Source organism: Bulleidia sp. zg-1013 (assembly GCF_019798045.1).
GTDB lineage: Bacteria > Bacillota_I > Bacilli_A > Erysipelotrichales > Erysipelotrichaceae > Bulleidia.
Genome location: NZ_JAGXEX010000001.1, coordinates 305475 through 323584, shown reverse-complemented (window position 1 = coordinate 323584; position 18110 = coordinate 305475). Strand labels below are relative to the sequence as shown.

The window sequence follows — 18110 nt, the reverse complement described above, 5'->3', positions numbered from 1 at the left end:
TTACCTCTTTTCAAAATATAACTGATCAACGACTTTTAAATAATCGACAGGGTTCACATAATTTCCTTGGATTAGCTGAGCATTTTCTATAAACCATTGATATGGTATGGAAGAACGCATCGCTATCCGGTAAAAGTGTATCATTTTTTCGGCAGGGACTAAATAGGTTTCTTCCAGACTGGTCCAGCGAATAATGAAGAAGCCAATACCACCATGATATAAAACTTCTTTTAAGTGACGAATTTGGTGAGGATGCACTAATTTTAAAGGAAAGCAAGTTTTGTTTTTACTTTCTTTGGCTTCAAAATCAATGTACCGACCACGATAGACACCATTGTAGTCCGTTGTGGAAGCTTGACGAAAATAAGCTTCGGTGATTTTGACAGCACTTCGTTTTGGATAATCCACTTTCACAATCTGAATTGGCGTTGGTTTTTTATGAATTACCGCCATTTTAGAACTTAAGTAATATTCGTTGGAACGGTTGATTTCACTTTCTAATTCCATACCACGATTGGAGGTGGAATGAGGGCTTGTTTCTAAAGCACCACTTATTTTTTTGCCATTTGGATATTTAATCATCATGTAAAGATATTATACTAAATTTTTCTTCGTGATTGAATTTCATAGTAGACAACCTTATAATATAGAGACATTAGGGGAGGTTTTTATGGCAAAACCATTTCATTTAGATCCAATCGCTATTGTTGAAAAGCGCTTTGATATTGACTTCAAAGGCTATAACGCTTATCAAGTCGATGGCTTCTTTGATTTAGTGATTAAAGATTACCAAACCTATGAGCGTCTTTTACAACAAGCGAATGAACGGCTTCAGGATTTGGAAAGAACCAATGCTTCTTTAAGGGCAAAGTTAATTGACTTAGAAGGTCGCTTAAAGGTTCAGGAAGCTTCGGAAGAAAATTTACCAACCGGCATGACAAATGTTGATGTTTTGAAGCGTTTGTCCCGCTTGGAAAAAGAGGTATTCCGTAAATAAAGATTGTGTATACAGAAGGCAGTCGCTGCCTTTTTAGGTAGAGGAAAGTCCATGCTCGCACCATCTGCGATGATGGTAGTGTTTGTGCTGATCGAATCAATAAGGTCAGGTATCTTCGGATAACGGCGGAGCAATATAGTCTAAGGATTTATCTATGACTTGAGCCCTTAAGGTGTCACAGTGACGTAGTTCTTTTTGAAAGAAAAGAAGTGGAACGAGATAAACCCCACAAGCGAGAAACCCAAATTTGGTAGGGGAATTTTCAACTTTGAATTGAAAAAGAAGGAAGGTAGAAATACAGATAAATGGCTGCACTGGCAACAGGACAGAACATGGCTTATGCATGTATACAGAAAAGAGGAGTTGCCTCCTCTTTTTGTTTGGGGATTATGGTATAATGAGCAAGGAAAAGGAGTTTTATGAATTTACCAAATCGTTTAACTATATTTCGAATTATTTTAATTCCTGTAATTGTTTTGATTTATTTATTTCCTTATGCCAAGTTTGGTATTGAAGTTCCATCTTACATGGTGGCAGATGTCTCGATTAGTTTAATTAATATCATTTGTTTAATTGTGTATGTGATGGCGGCTATAACGGATGCCTTGGATGGTAATTATGCTCGCAAACATCATATGATTACAACTTTTGGTAAATTTGCGGATCCCATTGCGGATAAGTTATTAACCACAACTATGTTCTTATTGTTTGTTTCGAGGGGAATTATTCCTGTTATTCCAGTGATTTTAATGATGGCTCGCGATACGGTTGTGGATGGTGCAAGAATGATTGCGTCCAGTAATGGTAAAGTAGTGGCGGCTGGCACGATGGGTAAGTTAAAGACTGTATTACAAATGATAACTGTAGCTTTGATTCTTTTGAATAACTTACCATTTGAAGTCTTTCATTTACCGGTTAGTATTGTTTTATTATGGTTTTCTGCCTTTGTGTCTATTTTATCCGGTATTCAATACTTAAATCAATTGAAAGACGATATTTTTGAAACAATTTAAAAGGAAATTCAATCCTTTCGGTAATATAAAAACTAGGAGGCTATTATGGCGGAAAAGAAAGCAGTAATGACTGATAATAAAAAAGATGCACTTCTTCAAGAGGCTTTAAAAACAATTGAAAAAGAATATGGTAAAGGTTCCATCATGCGTTTGGGTGATCGGGCAGATGTTTCGATTGATGCACTGCCATCGGGCTCGCTTGCTTTGGATAAGGCCTTAGGAATCGGTGGTTATCCAAAAGGGAGAATTATTGAGATTTATGGTCCTGAATCTTCCGGTAAGACGACATTGGCTCTGCATGCGATTGCGGAATGTCAGAAACAAGGTGGTTGTTGCGCCTTTATTGATGCTGAAAATGCGATTGATCCGCAATATGCGGCTAAACTGGGGGTTGATATTGAAAAACTGATTCTATCACAACCGGACTCTGGTGAACAGGCCTTGGAAATCACCGAAATTTTAATTAAGTCAGGCGGTATTGATTTGGTTGTGATTGACTCAGTAGCCGCTTTAGTTCCACAAGCTGAATTGGATGGTGAAATGGGGGATGCCTCGGTTGGTTTACAAGCTCGTTTGATGTCCAAAGCAATGCGTAAGCTAGCCGGTGCAATGAACCGTTCAAATACAACAGCTATCTTTATCAACCAATTGCGTGAAAAAGTGGGTGTTCTATTTGGTAGCCCGGAAACGACTCCGGGTGGGCGTGCACTTAAGTTCTACGCTTCCGTTCGTTTAGATGTTCGCAAAGGGGAGGCTTTAAAGAGTGGTACCGATGTGGTTGGTTCAGCAACGAAAATTAAAGTGGTTAAGAATAAAGTAGCTCCACCATTTAAAATGGCAATTGTCAATATGATTTTTGGGGAAGGTATTTCACATATAGATGAAGTCATTAATTTAGCGGTTGAATACGATATTATTGATAAAGCAGGGGCTTGGTTCTCGTATGAGGGAGAAAAGATTGGTCAAGGCTTTCATGCGGTGCGTGATTTCTTGAAATCTCATCCGGAATTAGATACGAAAATTAGTGAACAAGTGAAGGAAAAATTATTCCCAAGCGAGTATAAAGAAACACAAGCAGAAGAATAACTTCTGCTTTTTATTCAGAAAGGGGCTTTTATGAAGTTGGTGGATTTATTGGATTTGAATTATCAGTTATACCGTACAATCAAAGGTTCTATTCAAGATATAAATATTGAATATCTATCGCAAGATTCACGTGATATACAAAAGAATACTTTGTTCTTTTGTGTACCGGGAGCATCTTTTGATGGGCATCAGTTCGCAAAAATAGCAGAGGAAAAGGGAGCGGTTTGTTTGATTGCTTCTAAACCGGTGGATGTACAAATTCCGATTATTTATGTCGAAGATGTTGTTCGAACGATGGCTTTTTTAGCCATGCGTTTTTACCATAATCCAAGTAAAGAAATAACATTGATTGGGGTAACAGGCACCAATGGTAAAACCACGACAACGCATATCATCCGTCATTTGTTTGAAAAGAATAAACAAGTCTGTGGGATGATTGGTACCAATGGTATTTGGTATCAACAAGAACACATTTATAGCCCTAATACAACTCCTGATGCTCTTACTTTACAAAAGAGTTTAGCCAAGATGAAGAAGGCCGGGGTATCGTTTTGTACCGCCGAGGTATCTTCACATGCTTTGGTGATGGGTCGTGTTCAACATGTGGATTTTAAAGTAGCTGTGTTTACGAATTTAACTCATGAACACTTAGAAACACATCATACGATGAGTGAATATTGTATGGCAAAAAGTCTATTGTTTGCTCAATTGGGTTCGGGAAATGATAAAAAAGTCGCTATTTTGAATAAAGATGATGCTTACGCAAAGGAAATAGCAAATCGTTGTAATGCGATGATTTGGTATTATAGTACGAAAGATTCTAGTGCTGAATTTTATGCAAAGGATATTCAGTATTCGGCAACAAGCACTTCGTTTATATTGGTATTCCAAGGTCGTGAATATCTTATTCAGTCTGGCTTAATTGGTGAATTTAATGTACAGAATGTTTTAGCGGCTTTAGCGACGTATTATGCAGTTCATAGAAACTTAGAATTAGCGATTGAAGCTTTAAAGAGCTTTAAGGGTGTAGAAGGTCGTATGCAACGAGTTGAAAATAGCTTAGGTATTCATGCAATTGTCGACTTTGCCCATACACCAGATGGACTAGAAAAAGCCATGACTGCTTTGAAAGAAATTGAACACACAAGGATTATTACGATGATTGGTCATGATGGTGGTAATCGTGATAACTCTATTCGTCAAGATTTAGGTCGAATTGCTTTAGAACATAGTGATTATGTTGTGTTTACTTCAGAAAATCCTCGTGATGAAAATCCAATGAAGATTATGAATGAAATGGTCAAGGGCTCAGATAAGAAGAATTATGAATTTTTGGTGGACCGTCATGAAGCCATTGATCAAGTGGTATCCTTAGCCAAAAGGGGTGATATTCTTTTCTTTGCGGGGAAGGGACATGAACCTTATCAACTTATCAAGCGAGAAAGAATTCCATTTAATGAAGTGCAATTTGTAAAAGAAGCTTTGGAAAAAAAGGCACATGAATAAACTTAAAGTCATTAATTATCTTCTAACAGCTTTCTTTGTGTTGTTGGCAGGTTGGTTGCTATATCTATTCAGTCAACAAAGCTTTAAAAAGCTAATTGTATATGTTTTATTATCCGTTATAAATTTAGGTATTGTGACCTTGATTCGTAAAGTAGTGAATAAGAAGCGACCGGAGAAAAATTTGCTAGATAAGCAGAAGCAAGGGGAAGCTTGGCCTTCTAGGCATAGCTACTCAGCTTTTTATGTCATCTTTTCTTCTTGGTTTATGTTTCCAACTTGGTTAAGTGTTTTTTTGTTTTTCCCGGCTATTTCTTTAGCTATTTTAAGAGTAAAATCCAAAGTGCATGATTATCGGGATATTTTATCCGGCATGAGCTTAGGCATAATCAGTGGTATCCTTGTTGCTTATATTGTTCAAAAACTATTTTAACCGTATAATAGAAAAGACGAGAAGAATAACGTCCAACAAAGAAGGAGAACATATGAATCCAGAAATGGTGTATTTCTTTGTGGGATTAGTCGGTTTAGCAATCGGAATCGTCGTTATGTTAATCATGAATTCAGCAGGTCTTTCTAAATCGAAAGCCGAAGCTGAACAAATCGTAAAAGATGCTCAAAACAAAGCAGATAGTGTTTTAAAAGAGGCGACTTTAGAAGCAAAAGAAAAAGCATACGAAGTACAATTAACAGCGGAGAAGGAAGCTCAACGTAGACAAGAACAATTGATTCAACAAGAGAATAAATTGTTAAGAAAAGAGGATGCGTTGCGTTTTAAGGAGAATGAAGTTCAATCCAACCAAAGAAAATGGGAAGATAAGAATCGTTCAATCGATGATAAAATGGCTAATCTTCACAAAATGGAAGAGTCTTTACAGAAACAACAGCAATCTCTTCAAGTGAAACAAGAAACATTAAATCAAAAAATACAGGAACAATCTTCTTTATTAGAGAAGATGGCACAAATGAGCCAAGCTGACGCAAAAGCGGAATTGATGGCAAAGGTTGAAAGCCAAAGTGAAAAAGAAATTGGTGCTTATTTGCGTGATAAATTAGAAGAGGCAGAGGATAATGCACAAGCGCAAGCTCGTAACATTATCGCTAATGCTATTCATCGCTATTCACAAGAAGAAGTAATGGAAAGAACAGTTAGTACTGTTACGCTACCAAATGAAGAGATGAAAGGACGCATCATTGGTCGTGAAGGTCGTAATATCCGTGCGATTGAACAGGCAACAGGTGTTGATTTGATTATTGATGATACACCAGATGTGATTACTTTGTCTTGTTACAATCCAATTCGTCGTGAAGTGGCTCGTCAAGCTATGGAAATCTTATTGAAGGATGGGCGTATTCAACCGGGGCGTATTGAAGAAGTGGTTGAAAAAGTCCAAAGTGAAATGGAAAATAGTATCTTCAAGATTGGTAATGAAGCCGTTTATCGTCTTGGTATTGGTAAGATGAATCGTGAGTTGATTAAGTTGGTTGGTCGTTTGCGGTATCGTTATAGCTATGGTCAAAATGGTTTGCAGCATTCCGAAGAAGTGGCACGTTTTGCCGGTATGATGGCGGCTGAATTAGGCTTAAACCAAGTGTTAGCGAAAAGAGCAGGTCTATTGCACGATATTGGTAAGGCTTTAGACTTTGAACAAGAGGGAAGTCATGTCGAATTAGGAGCGAAAGTAGCTCGTAAATATGGTGAACATGAAATTGTTGTGAATGCGATTGAATCACACCATGGAGATGTGGCACCAACCGATATTATTTCTGTGTTGGTTGCTGCCGCTGATACGATTAGTGCAGCTCGTCCGGGGGCTCGGTATGAATCGGTAGAAGGTTATATTACTCGCTTGGAAAATCTTGAAAAGATTGCGACCAGTTATAAAGGTGTTGAAAAAGCGTATGCGATTCAAGCCGGTCGTGAATTAAGAGTGATGGTTCAACCGGAAGTGGTGGATGATGTTGCGATGGTGAAAGTGGCTCATGATATCAAGGATCAAATTGAAAAAGAATTAACTTATCCAGGTCAAATTAAAGTGACCTTGATTCGTGAAGTTCGTGCACAAGAATTAGCGAAATAGGGCTCGCCCCTATTTTTTGTTATAATGGTAGTCTATGAAAAATAAAGATTATTTGATGCCGGATTTAAAGTTGGAAAAGAAAAGAAGTTTGAAAAAAGATAATGAGACCAACTATCGTGATTTTCAAATGAGTTTAGAAGCCAATCGCTTAGGACAAGATAAAAAATATTTTGTGAAAACCTATGGTTGCCAAGCCAATGTGCGAGATGGTGAATCACTTTCGGGAATGCTAGAAATGATGGGATTTACGTATGCCGAAGTACCGGAAAAAGCGGATGTCATCCTCTTTAATACCTGTGCTATTCGTCGCGCCGCAGAAGAAAAAGTAATAGCGGAAATTGGTAATTTAAAGTATCTAAAAAGAGAAAAACCGGATACCATTTTTGCTCTTTGCGGTTGTATGGCTCAAGAAAAAGATGTGGTGGAAGAATTGCTTCAGAAGCATCCGCAAATAGATTTGATATTTGGTACCCATAACCTGTATCGCTTTCCTTCCCTTTTACAAGAAGTAATGCTTAAGAAAATCCAAAAGGTAGAGGTGTATTCTCAAGAAGGAGAAGTAGTGGAAGCTTTACCGGTGAAAAGATCCATGTCAGCAAAGGGTTTTGTAAATATTATGTATGGCTGTGATAAATTTTGTACCTATTGCATTGTGCCTTATACTAGAGGGAAAGAACGTTCCCGTCGCATGAAAGATATCTTGGATGAAGTTTTAGATTTGAAACAAAGTGGGCGAAAAGAAGTGGTTCTTTTAGGACAAAATGTGAACGCCTATGGCAAAGATTTACACATGGAAGATGGCTTTACAGATTTACTAAGAGCTGTCTCTGATACAGGAATTGAGCGCATTCGTTTTTATACTTCTCATCCTAGAGATTATCGTTCTTCTTTAATTGATTTAATGGCGGAAAGAAAGAATATTATGCCTTTTCTACATTTCCCTGTTCAATCTGGTTCTAACGATGTCTTAAGAAGAATGGCACGTGGATATACAGTTGAACATTATATTTCTTTATACGATGAAATGATTCAAAAGGTTCCTAATATCACTTTTACCACCGATATTATTGTTGGTTTCCCGGGAGAAAGTGAAGCGGATTTTGAAAAGACCATGAGCCTTGTGGAACATTGTCAATACGATATGGCTTATACTTTCTTATATTCAGCTAGGCTGGGAACACCGGCGGCTTCTATGCCGGATTTCATTTCAAAAGAAGTTAAAAAAGAACGCTTACAACGACTAAATCAACGTTTGCGTGATATAGCGGCGGAAAAGAATAAGACTTATTTGCACAAAGTGGTAAAAGTCTTATGTGAAGGTGCTTCTAAGAAAAATAATGAAATGTATGCCGGGTATACAGAAGATAATAAATTAGTGAATTTTTCTTGTTCTTGGAATTGTCTGGATGAAATTGTGGATGTTGAGATTACAGAAACACATTCTTATACCTTGAATGGAAGAGTGTTGGAAAAATAAGGTTAGCTACTTTATAATAAAAAAGGAGAAGATTTTTTGGAGGAAAATATGAATAATATAGTGCGTTTATTTGCACTTGGAGGTCTTGATGAAGACGGCAAGAATCTCTATGTTGTAGAAAATAATAATGATATTTTTGTGATTGAGTGTGGTCTACGCTTTCCCTTGAATGGGGATAGCTTAGGTATTGAAATGATTGTTCCCGATGTAAGTTATCTGGTTGAAAATAAAGATCGAGTGAAAGGGGTTTTCTTAACCCATGGTCATGATGATGTGATGGGCGGTTTACTTTACCTTTTGAAACAAATACCGGATGCTCCTATCTATACCGCTCCTTTAACGGCTTTAATGATTGAAAGAAAACTAAAGGAAGAAGGCATAGGTAAAATCAATCTGCATCGCATTCGTCGTAATGCGAAATTCAAAGTTGGTAATACGAATATCCGTACTTTTGGAACCATGCAATCCATCGCTGATGGCTTCGGTTTAGCCATTCAAACGGCAGAAGGCTATGTGGTGTATAGCTCTGAATTTATTGTTGACTATGATACCCATATGCCAAGCTTTGTGTTCGATATTACAAATGTGACGGATTTGGCGAAAGAAGGTGTTTTAGCTCTACTTTGTGAATCCGTTGCTGCAACGCGGGAAGGAAATTCTACTCCCCACCATCGTTTAAGTAATGTCTTAGAACCAATTATTGAAGAAAGCGAAGGACGTATTTTAATTACTGTCTTTAATCAAAATCTCTACCGCATTATTGAAATCATAGAGTTAGCGAATAAATACAATCGTCGTGTATTCCTATACGATGAAGGATTGAAGGCTATTATGGCTGATATGGCTAAACTTGGTTACTATCATATTCCAGCCGGCTTAGAAGTAGTGCCATCCAAATTCCATAACGAAGAAGAAAATATGATTGTTTTAGTTGGTGGAACAGGCGATTCTATTTTTCAAAAGGTACATCGCATTGCGAATAAAGAAGATTCTGTGATTGAATTAAAGAAGAGTGATACCGTTGTGATTGCTTCTCCGGCTGTGCCTGGTACCGAACGTCTTGAAGCTTCGATGGAAAATGATTTATACAAAGAAGCCAATCGTGTTTTAACCGTTGATGCCAAACGCAACTATTCCATGCATGCTTCTATGGAAGATTTAAAGATGATGATTTATTTGATGAGTCCGAAATACTATGTACCCGTTAAGGGTGAATATCGTCAATTGATTGCGAATGCGAATATTGCTTTAGGCATGGGCTATCAAGCGGATAAGATTGTGGTTTTAGCCAATGGTCAAGTAGCAACTTTTAGAGATGGTGTTTTAGATCAGAAATACGATAGCGTAAAAGCCGGTGATGTCATGGTGGATGGAAAAGATAGCCTGGACGCTAGTGGTATGGTCTTAAAGGATCGTGATATTTTAAGTACTGATGGTGTTATTGTGGTGGGAGTTGTGATGAATCACCATAATAAAGAAATCATTGGTGGACCAGATGTCCAAAGTCGTGGTGTGATTTATTTAAAAGATGCGGATTACATTGTAAAAGAAGTGGGAAATATCCTAGAAACCACCATCAATACCATGGTGAAAGAAAAGCGTTATGATAATCTTGAAGCGCGTTCGGAAGCAAGAGAAAAGATTGCTCGTTATTTGTTGAAAGAAACTGGTAAGAGACCAATGATTTTACCAGCTATCGTTGAAATAAATATTCAAGAATAGGAGTTATTGTGGCAAGAAAATCAAAAGCTCAACAAGAAAAAGAATTTAATGAACAAATCACCAAGGTCGTTTTAGTTCTTGTATTAGTGGTTCTTTTAACTGTGTCCATTATGAAGTTAGGATTAGTTGGTCTTTATTTAAATCATTTACTAATATATCTTTTTGGGACATGGTATTGGATGACTTTACTTTTAGGTATTCTTTATTTCATCTTGTCCATTTTAATTCGTAAAGGTTCCATTCAGCCAAAACGAATCTTTCCGTTAATACTGTTGATGCTGGCGACTTCTTTACTAGCCACTTATCTAGTAACAAATGATAAGCTGATTGGTTTTTCCGTTTTCAAGCAATACCTATCACTAAGCAAGAGCTTCTTTAGTGATTTCCCATTAATGAAAGTTGGTGGTGGTCTTATTGGTTATTTCTTATATGGTGTTTTATCCACTTTATTTGCAAGATTAGGTTCTTTGTTGATATTTTTCTTACTTGTTGCGATTTCAATCTTGGTATGGACCGGAACGGATGTATACAAACGGGCTTTAAAGACCATTTATCACTTCTTTGAATTACCAGAGAAAGAAGAAGAGGAAGAAATTGAAGTTGAACCAAAAGAACCAGTTAATCTTTGGAAGATGATTGATGAACATAAGAGTGCAAAGATGAAAGATATTCGTGTGGATGAAGATCCGGAAATCACACAAGATATGGATATTTTAACGGACTACCCTAATAAAACCGGCTTTGGCATCACCATGGATGATACGGAAGAATTAGAACCGATCTATGATGAGGTTTATGAAGAAGAAAATTTTGTTCCGGAACCAGTTCAAGAGGAAATAGAATTTGAGGATATGGCTTTAAAGAAGCCTATTGCCAATCAAAATCTGGATCATTATAAATTACCAAGTCAATCTTTATTGGACGCAATAGGGGGAAAAGATAAGAATTTTGAAAACATTCGTGCCGCGAAAGAAAAAGCGCAAGCTCTAATGGCTATTCTAAGAAACTTTGATATAGACGCACAATTATTGGATACCCATATTGGTCCGGCGGTAACGCAATTTGAAATACGTCCCGATCCAAATGTGAAGGTATCTAAGATTTTAGGTTTGGCGGATAATTTGAAGATGCAGATGGCGGCGAAAGATATTCGTATTGAAGCTCCAATTCCCGGTCGTAATGCGGTTGGGGTTGAAATTCCTAATGTGAAAAGTACAGTCGTTAAGATGAAAGAGTTACTTCGTGATCAACCAGAAGGAAATAAACCGTTGATCTTTTTCTTGGGTAAGGATTTATTAGGTAATTCAGTTTATTGTAACTTAGCGAAGATGCCTCACTTGTTGATTGCCGGGGCAACGGGATCAGGAAAGTCAGTTTGTATGAATACCATTATTACTTCTTATTTACTAAGAACAAGACCGGATGAAGTGAAGCTACTTTTGATTGATCCAAAGAAGGTTGAATTTACACCATATCAAGAAATTCCCCATTTGATAGGACCGGTCATTAATGATCCAACCAAAGCTGCCAATGCTTTAAAGGTTATGGTGGAAGAAATGGATCAACGGTATAACATTTTTGCGAATTTGGGTGTTCGTAAGCTGGAAGACTACAATGCCTTAGTGAAGAAACAGAGTGGACTTCCTAATCCAGATGGAACGCCAGCCTTAAATCCTTTACCATACGTTGTTGTGATTGTGGATGAATTAGCAGATTTAATGACGGTGGCTGGTAAGGATGTGGAATCTTCCATTATGCGTATTACCCAATTAGGTCGTGCGGCCGGTATTCATATGATTGTCGCCACCCAACGTCCATCGGTAGATGTTATTACGGGAGTGATTAAAGCGAATATTCCTAGTCGTATTGCGTTCTCAGTTTCTAGTGCGATTGATTCAAGGACGATTCTTGATCATCAAGGAGCAGAAAGGTTACTTGGAAATGGAGATATGTTGTATCTAGCCAATGGCTCTAATGCGATTCGTCGTGTACAAGGTATTTATGTGACGGATGAAGAAGTTCAGCGCATTACAAAAGCCTGTTCTAACCAAGCTGTACCAATGTATAACGATGCTTTCTTGCGTTTGGATATGGTTGAAAATGGTAGTGATGGTACTTTGATGAAAATGGAGGAAGATCCCTTATTCAAAGAAGTAACGGACTACGTCATTGATGCACAAAAGGCGTCTACTTCTTTATTGCAAAGAAGATTTGGAATTGGCTATAATCGAGCGGCGAGAATGATTGATGTCTTAGAAGATCATGGCATTATTGGTCCATCTCGTGGTTCTAAACCAAGAGAGGTCTTGCGTAAAAAGGAAGCTGAAACAAATCGGACTGAAACGGGAGGAATCCGTGAATAAGCGGATTTCTTTTTTCTTTTGGAAGTGTTTGACTTGATGGTCTTTTGTCTTTTTGGTATAAAATAATTGGTTAAAACAAACTGGAAAGAGGGTTGTATGAGCGCAAGTGACGGCATTGTGATTCTAGTGATTGGGGCTTTAGTGGCTTGGAATATTCGCTATGTGGTAAAAAATGGTGTGGATTCTTGCAGTGGTGATTGCAATGGTGCTTGTAAGGGACACTGTAAATGGGTTGGTGATGTAGCGAAAGCACGTCGTCACATTTCTCGTATCAATAAAATTAAAGCTTTCTTCCATTTGACCTAAGAAGGTCTTTTTTTGTGGATTTTTGATTATTTTGGTAATAAGGGAGTACAGGAGAAAAACTATGTTAAATCAATTTATGTTGATAGGTCAAATTGAAAAGATTCAGAAAAGTCCAAAAGAGGTATCGTTAAAAATTCGTGGTCGAAAAGCATTCTTGGATGAACAAGGGGAATGTAAGGAAGACCATTTTGTTATCAAGCTTTGGAAAGGAATTGAAAGAGAGTGTTTATCCATCGTTTCGGAAAATCAATTTATCGCCGCCAAAGGTCGTCTTGAAACAAATGAACATGGTGTTATTTCTTTGATAGCAGAAAAGTTAGCTTACTTTCCAATGAATTAGATATATTATGCTAGAATAGTAGCTGAGGTGAAATTATGGCATTTGATTCATTAAGTGAAAGACTAAATAAAGCATTCCGTAATCTAAGTGGTAAAGGTACGTTGAGTGATAATAATATGGAAGAAATGCTCAAGGAGGTACGTGTTGCCTTACTTGAAGCCGATGTAAACTATGGCATTGTTAAAGAATTTTTAGACACCATTCGGGAAAAAGCCCGTGGGGAAGAAGTTTTAAAGTCCGTTGAACCTGGACAACAGTTGGTTAAGATTATTCATGATGAAATCTTGGCTTTGTTGGGTAGCGAAGATGCTTTAATCCAATGGAAACCAAATGGTATCACAACAATTATGATGGTTGGTTTACAGGGTACCGGTAAAACAACTTCGATTGCGAAAGTAGCTAATCAAGTTCAATTGAAACAAAAACGAAAAGCGCTTTTAATTGCGGCGGATGTTATTCGTCCGGCGGCGATAGATCAGTTAAAGACATTAGGTCAAGAAATCAATGCCGAAGTCTTTAGCATGGGCGCAAGTGTTTCGGCTTTGGAAACAGTTGAAAAGGGTATGGTCTATGCGAAAGAAAAGGACTATGATACGGTCTTTATTGACACGGCAGGTCGTTTGCACATTGATGAAGCGTTAATGAAGGAACTGCAAGACATTAGCCAATTGGTTAAGCCGGATGAAATATTGCTGACGGTGGACGCCATGACAGGTCAAGATATTGTGAATGTGGCGAATGCTTTTAAGGAAGCTTTGACTTTAACCGGTTTAGTTGTTACGAAATTTGATGGTGATTCCCGTGGTGGTGGTGTTCTTTCTGTTCGTAAAATCACTGGTGTACCAATTAAGTTTGTTGGTGAAGGTGAAAAGGTGGAAGACATGGATGTTTTCCATCCTGATCGTATGGCAGACCGTATTCTTGGTATGGGTGATGTGGTCAGTTTGGTTGAAAAGGCACAAGAAAAATTAGATATGGAAGAAAATGCTCGTTTGGCAGAAAAGATGATGAATGGGCAATTTACCATGGGTGATATGTTGAAACAGTTTGAACAAATTCAAAAGATGGGACCGCTTGGTGGCATTATGAAGATGATTCCAGGTATGAACCGATACGCCGGTATGTTGGATGAGGCGAAAGCGGACAAATCCATGGTGCATATGAAAGCAATCATTCAATCTATGACACCTTATGAAAGAGCCTTTCCAGATAAGATGCGGGGTAGTATGAAGAAGCGTATTGCCCAAGGTTCTGGTCGTTCTGTTGATGAAGTGAATAAGCTAATCAATCAATTCAATAAGATGAAGAAATTGATGGACGCCATGAGTGGTTTATCGCGGAGTGGTAATTTAAACGAAGATAGTTTAGAAAAGATGTTCGATACTCGTATGGGTGGTATGAATAATGCGATGAAGAAAAAAAAGTATAAATTTTAGCTGTCAAGGTTTTAAACTTGACAGTCTTTTTTATCTTTGGTAGGATACTAGAGGATTTTAATTAGGAGGAAATTATGTCGGTTAAATTAAGATTGAAGAGAATGGGTGCTAAGAAGGCACCTCGTTACAGAATTGTGGCGGCGGATTCGCACTTTGCTCGCGATGGAAGAGATATTGAAACCATCGGTCATTACAACCCTACAGCGCAACCTAAGGAATTGGTTGTGAATGAAGAAAAAGCTCTAAAGTGGTTAAGAAATGGTGCCCAACCATCGGATACAGTTCGTAGTCTTCTTTCTGATAAGGGGATCATGAAGAAGTTCCATGATGAAAAAGTAGCTGCTAAGAAGAAGGCTTAATCATGACGGATTTAAAGCAAGTCCTAAGAGGCTTGATTGAACCAATGATGGATCAACCAGAAGCTTTGCGCATTGAACAAGAGAGCGATGAAAATCGTAAAGAGGTCGTTTTAAAGGTTTATGCTAATCGTTCGGATATTGCTCGTTTGATTGGTCGTAAAGGAGCGATGGCTAGCTCTCTTAGACAAGTGATGTCTATCTCTTCTCATAGTGATCACCGTCACATTGTTATCAAGTTTGAACAAGATTGAAGAATGCGACTTGCATTCTTTTTTCTAAGGAGGCTTATGAAAAAAATTCAAGTTGGATATATTCAAAATACCCATGGTATTAAAGGAGAGTTAAAAATTCGACCGGAAACAGATTTTCCAAAGGTTCATTTTAAAAAAGGAAAAAAACTTTATTTAAATGGTCAAAAAGAATTAGAAATCGCTTCTAGTCGTCTTCAAAAAGAACTTTATTTAATTCAATTTGTTGGTTATGAGGATATTAATTTAGTACAAGACTGGAAGGGTAGAAATCTCTTCATTGATGAAAGTAATCAAGTTCCATTAAAAAAAGGAGAGTTTTATCGCTCGGAATTGGTTGGATTAAAGGCTATTTCTGAAAAAGGAGATATCATTGGTACGATTACAGCCATTGAAGAAACTCTTGGTGCACAAAATAATTTACGTATTAAAACAAATAATAAAGAAGTTTTATATCCTTTTATTCCAAACTTTATTGATCATGTTAGTTTAGAAGAAAAGAAAGTGTATCTAAATCACTGGGAGCAATTTCAATGAAAATTAGTATTATTTCTTTATTTCCAGAAGTATTCTCTACTTATTTCGATTGTTCTATTTTAGGAAGAGCCCAAGAAAAAGGTTTTGTGGAAATAGAGTATATTCAACTAAGAGATTTTGGTAAAGGCGTGCATCGCTCAGTTGATGATCGTCCTTTTGGTGGTGGTAAGGGACAGCTTATTCAGTGTGAACCGGTTTTAAAAGCCATTCGTTGTGTTCAAAAAGAAGATAGTAAAATTTATTTATTGGCACCTAGTGGTTGCCTTTTTAATCAAAAAAAAGCTCATGAAATGGCTTCTTGTTCGCATATTATTCTTGTATGTGGACATTATGAGGGCTTTGATTATCGCCTTGAAGAATATTGTGATGGTGTTTTTTCAATTGGTGACTATGTGCTAAGTGGAGGAGAATTAGCCGCAATGGTCATTACGGATGCAATAGTACGTTTATTACCAGGAGTGATTAGTGAGGGCAGTACGAAAGAAGAATCGTTTGAGAATGGTTTATTAGAATATCCACAATACACACAACCGGCTATCTTCGAAGAAAAAGAAGTTCCGGAAGTATTGCGAAGCGGGAACCATGCAAAAATTGATATCTATCGGAAAGAACAGGCGCTTTTAAGAACAAAAAAAATGAGACCGGATTTGTACGAAGCTTATCAAAAGAAGGAAAATTAATCCTTCTTTTCTTTTTGGAAGTCATTTAATAAAACAATATGATAAGTAACAGCTAAAGCCAAATGGTCTAAAGTATCGCTTGTTTTTTTTGAGCTAGGAATGGATTGAGATAGATGGAAGAGAAGGGAAGTACGAAAGTTTTCATAGAGTTCTTTTGTATCTAAACGATTCTCTTTTAAGAATTGAGCGATATTTTCAATTGAAATCACATTCTTACATAGGGCAATGAAATATAAAGTCGCAATTTGATCTTGCGTGTATTGCTTCTTAGTGGCTCTTTCAATCAGTTTTTTCTTGGCGTAATTGGAAATCATAGAAGGCGTTATCAATAGACTAGGATAATTTTCAAAAGAGGAATTGATAAGCTTCGCTATTTGTTCTAAGTAAAGACCAACGTTTGGTATTTGATTGTATTCCGGTAAAAATAATGACTTGTTCATACCTTGATTATAAGGGTTTTATAAAATTATTCAAACAGTTTAATAATAATCGTTGACAAGATTTTAAATAACCGATAGTATAACTTTTAGGAGGTCCTGATATGAATGAAATGAACTTTTTCAAAGTAAAAGATAAGTATTCAGCTCTTACACATTTGATTGGCTTTCTTTTATCTTTAATTGCGACTCCTATTTTATTGATTCGTGCCGCAAGTCATCAAGTTAGTATGCGAATATTAGTGACTTTAGCTATCTTCATGGCAACGATGGTTTTACTCTATGGTGCAAGTACTACGTATCATTCTTTTCATTTAGAAAGAAAAAAAGAACTAATTTTAAAAAGAATTGACCATATTTCCATTTTCTATTTAATCGCCGGCTCTTATACACCATTATGCCTAGGTGTTTTTTATCCTGAAACGAGGCATTTAGGAATCAGCATTTGGCTTTTAGCGATTGTTGGAACAGTTTTTAAAATGTTTTGGGTAACTTGCCCAAAGTGGGTATCATCTATTTTGTATTTGGGAATGGGCTGGATTTCGGTTCTACTCATTCCAATGATACGAAATCAATTTGGTAGGATGGCATTCTTTTGGTTGTTACTAGGTGGTATCTTTTATAGTATTGGAGCTTATTTATACGCTTTAAAAAAGCCCCTTGGCACCAAAGAATTTGGCAATCATGAAATCTTTCATGTTTTAGTGATGCTAGGATCGTTGTGCCATTACCTACTTATGTTCTATTTTGTGGCATAATGAGGGTATGAAATTAGAAATGAGAAAAGATCGAGCTATTTTACTCGATGATAAAAAAGTAGTTGGTTATTGTTCTTATGTAGAAGAAGGGGATGTATGGAAGATTGACCATACGGTTGTTGAAGAAGCCTATCAAGGACAAGGATTGGCTAAAAAAGTTTTTCTAAAGGTGGTTGAAGAAGCTCGTAAACAGGGTAAAAGGATTGTACCTGTTTGTTCATATGCAATTCATCAATTTGAAAAGCACGAAAGCTTACAGGATGTATTAAAGGGTTAGCCTAGCTAACCCTTCAGTTTTTCAATAATGTCCTTGGCTTCTTTTCGATCTAGCCATTCTAATAGACCATCTTTATTTTTCTTAAGAATAATGGCGACTCCATGGGCATCTTTATCAACTGGGGCTAAGATAGCGAGTTGGTCATCATAACGCTCACTTGGAATTTCGGCTACGTTATAAGCAATAATGTATTGTGGTCCAAAAGCAGGAATTGGGGTGGATACCAGCACTCTTCTTCCGTTGTAATTATCTTCCAGAGGAATACGAATCAATTTATTCGTTTCAAAGAAGATGGTATCCAAAATAGAACGATTGGTTCTTGGAATATCGACATCCTTACAAGAGGCGTCTTTATAATAGTGCCTTAAAATCAATCTGCCGGAAACTAAAGTTGGACTATTCGTTCCATAGATGGCAACAGTGGAAACCGCATGGTGACGGAATTGAAAGTTTGTATAACTATTTTGACTCATATGATTACCTTAATCTT

The 18110-nt window shown here is 37.1% G+C and carries 21 protein-coding genes and 1 other RNA gene; 19 read left to right on the top strand and 3 right to left on the bottom strand.

Going from position 1 to position 18110, the window contains the following annotated elements; genetic code table 11:
* Entirely contained in the window at positions 1-582 is a 582-nt protein-coding gene (recU, locus tag K7I92_RS01520) for a Holliday junction resolvase RecU (RefSeq protein ID WP_304502891.1), read from the bottom strand.
* 88 nt (positions 583-670) lie between these two features.
* Here recU and K7I92_RS01515 point away from each other — a divergent pair, with 88 nt between their 5' ends.
* The 17 genes from K7I92_RS01515 (at position 671) to trmD (ending at position 16148) form a co-directional block, all read left to right on the top strand.
* On the top strand, positions 671-997 hold the full coding sequence (locus K7I92_RS01515; RefSeq protein WP_203245415.1) for a DivIVA domain-containing protein: 327 nt from the start codon (positions 671-673) through the stop codon (positions 995-997).
* Between the two features lie 10 nt (positions 998-1007).
* Positions 1008-1342, top strand: an RNA gene (gene rnpB / locus K7I92_RS01510) — RNase P RNA component class B.
* 74 nt (positions 1343-1416) lie between these two features.
* Positions 1417-2010 (top strand): CDP-diacylglycerol--glycerol-3-phosphate 3-phosphatidyltransferase, encoded by a 594-nt coding sequence (pgsA, locus tag K7I92_RS01505; protein WP_203245416.1) that lies wholly within the window; start codon positions 1417-1419, stop codon positions 2008-2010.
* 45 nt (positions 2011-2055) lie between these two features.
* A complete protein-coding gene (recA, locus tag K7I92_RS01500) occupies positions 2056-3096 on the top strand; it encodes a recombinase RecA (protein ID WP_203245417.1) in 1041 nt (346 codons plus the stop codon).
* Positions 3097-3126: 30 nt separating this feature from the next.
* The gene (locus K7I92_RS01495; RefSeq protein WP_220281758.1) at positions 3127-4602 is read left to right on the top strand and encodes a UDP-N-acetylmuramoyl-L-alanyl-D-glutamate--2,6-diaminopimelate ligase; all 1476 of its coding nucleotides are present in this window, start codon (positions 3127-3129) and stop codon (positions 4600-4602) included.
* A complete protein-coding gene (locus K7I92_RS01490; protein WP_220281757.1) occupies positions 4595-5032 on the top strand; it encodes a phosphatase PAP2 family protein in 438 nt (145 codons plus the stop codon). Before K7I92_RS01495 ends, K7I92_RS01490 begins: the two co-directional genes overlap by 8 nt.
* A 52-nt stretch (positions 5033-5084) precedes the next feature.
* A complete protein-coding gene (gene rny, locus K7I92_RS01485; protein WP_203245420.1) occupies positions 5085-6680 on the top strand; it encodes a ribonuclease Y in 1596 nt (531 codons plus the stop codon).
* Between the two features lie 34 nt (positions 6681-6714).
* Positions 6715-8157: a tRNA (N6-isopentenyl adenosine(37)-C2)-methylthiotransferase MiaB gene (gene miaB / locus K7I92_RS01480; protein WP_220281756.1), complete on the top strand. Its 1443-nt coding sequence runs from the start codon at positions 6715-6717 to the stop codon at positions 8155-8157.
* A gap of 48 nt (positions 8158-8205) precedes the next feature.
* Complete coding sequence (locus tag K7I92_RS01475; protein ID WP_203245422.1) at positions 8206-9879, top strand: ribonuclease J; 1674 nt, start codon at positions 8206-8208, stop codon at positions 9877-9879.
* A gap of 8 nt (positions 9880-9887) precedes the next feature.
* Positions 9888-12242: a DNA translocase FtsK gene (locus K7I92_RS07615; protein ID WP_220281755.1), complete on the top strand. Its 2355-nt coding sequence runs from the start codon at positions 9888-9890 to the stop codon at positions 12240-12242.
* Between the two features lie 96 nt (positions 12243-12338).
* Complete coding sequence (locus tag K7I92_RS01465) at positions 12339-12548, top strand: hypothetical protein (RefSeq protein WP_220281754.1); 210 nt, start codon at positions 12339-12341, stop codon at positions 12546-12548.
* A gap of 61 nt (positions 12549-12609) precedes the next feature.
* Complete coding sequence (locus K7I92_RS01460; RefSeq protein WP_203245425.1) at positions 12610-12888, top strand: hypothetical protein; 279 nt, start codon at positions 12610-12612, stop codon at positions 12886-12888.
* Positions 12889-12923: 35 nt separating this feature from the next.
* Positions 12924-14324 (top strand): signal recognition particle protein, encoded by a 1401-nt coding sequence (gene ffh, locus K7I92_RS01455; protein ID WP_220281753.1) that lies wholly within the window; start codon positions 12924-12926, stop codon positions 14322-14324.
* A gap of 74 nt (positions 14325-14398) precedes the next feature.
* Positions 14399-14683, top strand: a complete 285-nt coding sequence (gene rpsP / locus K7I92_RS01450; RefSeq protein WP_203245427.1) for a 30S ribosomal protein S16 — start codon at positions 14399-14401, stop codon at positions 14681-14683.
* Between the two features lie 2 nt (positions 14684-14685).
* A complete protein-coding gene (locus K7I92_RS01445) occupies positions 14686-14934 on the top strand; it encodes a KH domain-containing protein (protein ID WP_203245428.1) in 249 nt (82 codons plus the stop codon).
* 36 nt (positions 14935-14970) lie between these two features.
* Complete coding sequence (gene rimM / locus K7I92_RS01440; protein WP_203245429.1) at positions 14971-15468, top strand: ribosome maturation factor RimM; 498 nt, start codon at positions 14971-14973, stop codon at positions 15466-15468.
* Positions 15465-16148, top strand: coding sequence for a tRNA (guanosine(37)-N1)-methyltransferase TrmD (gene trmD / locus K7I92_RS01435; protein ID WP_203245430.1), 684 nt, complete (start codon positions 15465-15467; stop codon positions 16146-16148). Before rimM ends, trmD begins: the two co-directional genes overlap by 4 nt.
* On the opposite strand, the gene K7I92_RS01430 is transcribed toward trmD, so the two are convergent.
* Positions 16145-16588 carry a DUF1836 domain-containing protein gene (locus tag K7I92_RS01430; RefSeq protein WP_203245431.1) on the bottom strand — a complete coding sequence of 148 codons (444 nt, stop codon included), beginning with the start codon at positions 16586-16588 and terminating at the stop codon, positions 16145-16147. The two genes, trmD and K7I92_RS01430, sit on opposite strands and share 4 nt — an antisense overlap.
* A 101-nt stretch (positions 16589-16689) precedes the next feature.
* On the opposite strand from K7I92_RS01430, the gene K7I92_RS01425 reads away from it, so the two are divergent.
* Both K7I92_RS01425 and K7I92_RS01420 read left to right on the top strand, forming a co-directional pair.
* Positions 16690-17343 carry a hemolysin III family protein gene (locus K7I92_RS01425; protein ID WP_203245432.1) on the top strand — a complete coding sequence of 218 codons (654 nt, stop codon included), beginning with the start codon at positions 16690-16692 and terminating at the stop codon, positions 17341-17343.
* Between the two features lie 7 nt (positions 17344-17350).
* On the top strand, positions 17351-17620 hold the full coding sequence (locus K7I92_RS01420) for a GNAT family N-acetyltransferase (RefSeq protein WP_220281752.1): 270 nt from the start codon (positions 17351-17353) through the stop codon (positions 17618-17620).
* A 5-nt stretch (positions 17621-17625) separates the two neighbouring features.
* On the opposite strand, the gene K7I92_RS01415 is transcribed toward K7I92_RS01420, so the two are convergent.
* The gene (locus K7I92_RS01415) at positions 17626-18093 is read right to left on the bottom strand and encodes a hypothetical protein (protein WP_203245434.1); all 468 of its coding nucleotides are present in this window, start codon (positions 18091-18093) and stop codon (positions 17626-17628) included.
* Positions 18094-18110 lie beyond the last annotated feature (17 nt).